The sequence below is a fragment of the Myroides sp. LJL115 genome, assembly GCF_054871665.1.
Map to the genome: position 1 here is coordinate 1 of NZ_JBTXLS010000085.1, position 2,869 is coordinate 2,869.

A 2,869-nucleotide genomic window follows, 5' to 3' on the forward strand; every position below is an offset into this window, starting at 1 on the left:
AATACGTCCTTGAGAATATTCGATCACAAGAATATTACAGAGCCCTACCCATGTAATCACAAGAACCTTAATTTATACCTTAGAATAATTATTTAATCCCACAAGATGTACCTGGTCGGCTGGATACACCCCTATAAACCTAGAGTATTTTTAAGTTTTTAAAGTATAATGTTTTAGGCTGCTTTTTTCTTGCTTAAAATCAAGTGTTTGTCCATTTCCCATTTCTCCATTGGAGTGATTTTTCCAAGCAAGCCATGTAGTCTTTTGTTATTATAAAACACTACGTAGTTCTTTAATATTTGTTCTATTTGCCCAAAAGTAAAGTATTCGAACTTGGTGAAAACTTCTCTCCTTAAAGTACCATGGTATGCTTCTATATGAGCGTTTTCCTCTGGTGTTGCTACGTGTGTAAACTCTTGTGACACACCGACTAAAGAAAGATACTCCCTTACATTTTTAGCAATAAATTGACTTCCGTTATCTGATCTAATCACTACATTTTCAGGGTAATCTAACTCCTCGAAAAGCTCTGATAGTAGTTCTATTACCTGTTTTTGTTTAATATTAAAGCTGAAGTAGTCTTTTAATATTCTACGACTGTGTACGTCAATTACAGAAAGTAAGTACGCATTTTTCCCCTTTTGTGGTATCCATACCATTTTAATATCCATTTCGATGCATTCTAAAGGTCTTGTGGTCTTTACTTTACGATGCTGAACATACTTCTTATCTGAGTGATCTCTAGCTATACGAGTTTGTAAAAGCTTAGCAGCTTTCATGATACGATATACTTTTTTATGATTAATAGTGTATCCATCACGTTTAAGATACTCGCTCATTATGCGGTAACCACAATCCATAAAATCGTCCTCTAAAAGCTCTTTAATTGACTCTACAACAGTTTGTTCATTAACCCATCCATGGGTTTTATGATAGGTTAATAAAGTAGCTTTATTACCTTTAGGTTTGCCAGAACCTTTGAAATAGTAGGTACTTTCACTTAAACCAACCCAAAGTATTAGTTTAGCTCTACTAACTTGGTATTTAGCATAAAAGCTGTCTACCAGATCTTTTTTGGATCCGATGTCCCAAACTTTTTTTTTAGTAGTTCACGTTGAACTTCTAGCTCTATTTCTTTATCACTTAGTAACTTACGAAGAATCTTATTCTCTTCTTCTGCTTTTTTAAGTTCTTTTGATTTATCAGATACAGCAGGCTTTAATCCCGATTCTCCCTGAGAATCGAATTTCTTCTTCCATGAGTAGAAAGTACCTGTACTTAAACTGTGTTTACGACAAGTTTCTATTGCCCCGTATTCTTCTGCTTCCTGTAAAATTGATAGCTTTTCCGATAAGCTCCATTTCTTATATTTCATAAGTCCAAAGTTATGTAATTAATTTATTAATTTCACTCCAGCTTATTTAGGGGCTAATATACCATTATCCTAAAAAAGATAAGTTATTTGGCAAACAACTTTCTAAACAGTATAAACCATATTTAGCGATACAAAATTCTGAACAAAATTTAAGATATCATTATTTTATTCCTGAACAAAATCAAGAAACTTTATCAAAAGGTGAAATAGCACTTATTTTAAAACTAAACTCATTACGATTAATGTATCTTGATAATGTAGCTTATTTACATTCAATGTTTACATATTCTCCAGTAATTAGACTGCCACAAATAGGAAAGTCAATTAATTTAGAATTATCACATTTAGAAAGGGTAACTCCTAAAAAACAATCTACTATTTCTAATATCGAAAAATTCGGAAAAAAATTAAGAAAACTTACTTTAGATAACACATATGAAAATTACATACAAAATAGAAATGGTCAAATATTTGTTATCTCGGATTTACCATTAGAATGGTTATATCTAGATAAACATCCTTTATGCTTTACACATGACATATGTAGGTTACCAGAATTTAATCTAAACTCAATTGTTAATAATGCTATTCATCTTCAAAGAAATCTATATCAAATTCCTGAAGATATAATTAATAAAACTCTTGTTGTACATTGTGCATCTAAGGATGATGCTTTAATGAATAAAATGTTTTCTTTAATCGATGATTATAAAGAAAAATTAGGTTTTATATCAGTAAAATGTTCAACTATTATTGAGATAAGTGAAGCAATAAAAAAGCATAAGCCTGAATTATTGATTTTTGATTGTCATGGAGCTTCTGATCGAAATGAATTATCGTCTTATTTAATTATAGACAAAGAAAAAAAAGAATTTTTAACTGGAGAAAATATTGTAAAATATGGAATTAGTGCACCATTAGTATTTCTTTCGGCTTGTGAAACTTTTCCAAACTATGGATATGTTAAACTCCTTTCCGACGCATTTATGGAAACTGGAGCTTATTGCATAACAACAACTTTTTTATCTATAAAAATTATTGATGCTGCAACAGTAATTATTAGGTTGCTAAACAACTTGCATCAATTGAAATCTAATTCATATCATTTAAATTGGTTAAATTTCTTATCACACATACTAAGAAGCTCTTTAGTTTATGAGACAATTAATAAATCTAGGAAATACCTTAAAGAAGAGATAACAAATGACGAAATTACAAGAATAGTAACAAAATTAATGAGATTTGAAGATAGAATTGAAGCTTTTCATGATTTAAATATTTTAATTCAAGAAAAATCCGAAAAAAAGATTACATTCAATCAACTGGATAATGAATGGTTATCATATTCTATAATAGGTAGGGCTGACTGGACATTCCGACGAAAGCGCACCAGCAATCCGGAAAGTGCACCAGTTAAAACAACTGACCTTAAAACTCTCCGTACTTCACTGATTTAAGTAAAGTTAATAATTTTTTCTTGATCTTAGTGATTTT

3 protein-coding genes are annotated in these 2,869 nt (G+C 30.3%); 1 reads left to right on the plus strand and 2 read right to left on the minus strand.

Going from position 1 to position 2,869, the window contains the following annotated elements; genetic code table 11:
- Window positions 1-173 precede the first annotated feature (173 nt).
- Together ACYSNX_RS12950 and ACYSNX_RS12955 are read right to left on the minus strand one after the other, a co-directional pair.
- Entirely contained in the window at window positions 174-1,085 is a 912-nt protein-coding gene (locus tag ACYSNX_RS12950; protein ID WP_461755077.1) for an IS3 family transposase, read from the minus strand.
- Window positions 1,061-1,375, minus strand: coding sequence for a transposase (locus ACYSNX_RS12955; RefSeq protein ID WP_461755075.1), 315 nt, complete (start codon window positions 1,373-1,375; stop codon window positions 1,061-1,063). The genes ACYSNX_RS12950 and ACYSNX_RS12955 overlap by 25 nt, the downstream gene beginning before the upstream one ends.
- 242 nt (window positions 1,376-1,617) lie before the next feature.
- Between ACYSNX_RS12955 and ACYSNX_RS12960 the strand changes: the two genes are divergently transcribed.
- Window positions 1,618-2,832 carry a CHAT domain-containing protein gene (locus ACYSNX_RS12960; RefSeq protein ID WP_461755076.1) on the plus strand — a complete coding sequence of 405 codons (1,215 nt, stop codon included), beginning with the start codon at window positions 1,618-1,620 and terminating at the stop codon, window positions 2,830-2,832.
- The last annotated feature ends 37 nt before the right edge of the window (window positions 2,833-2,869 follow it).

Excerpts from the sequence above, each read along its gene's own strand:
- ACYSNX_RS12955 (WP_461755075.1), bottom strand. The coding sequence starts at position 1,375 with ATGAAATATAAGAAATGGAGCTTATCGGAAAAGCTATCAATTTTACAG.
- ACYSNX_RS12960 (WP_461755076.1), top strand. The coding sequence starts at position 1,618 with ATGTATCTTGATAATGTAGCTTATTTACATTCAATGTTTACATATTCT.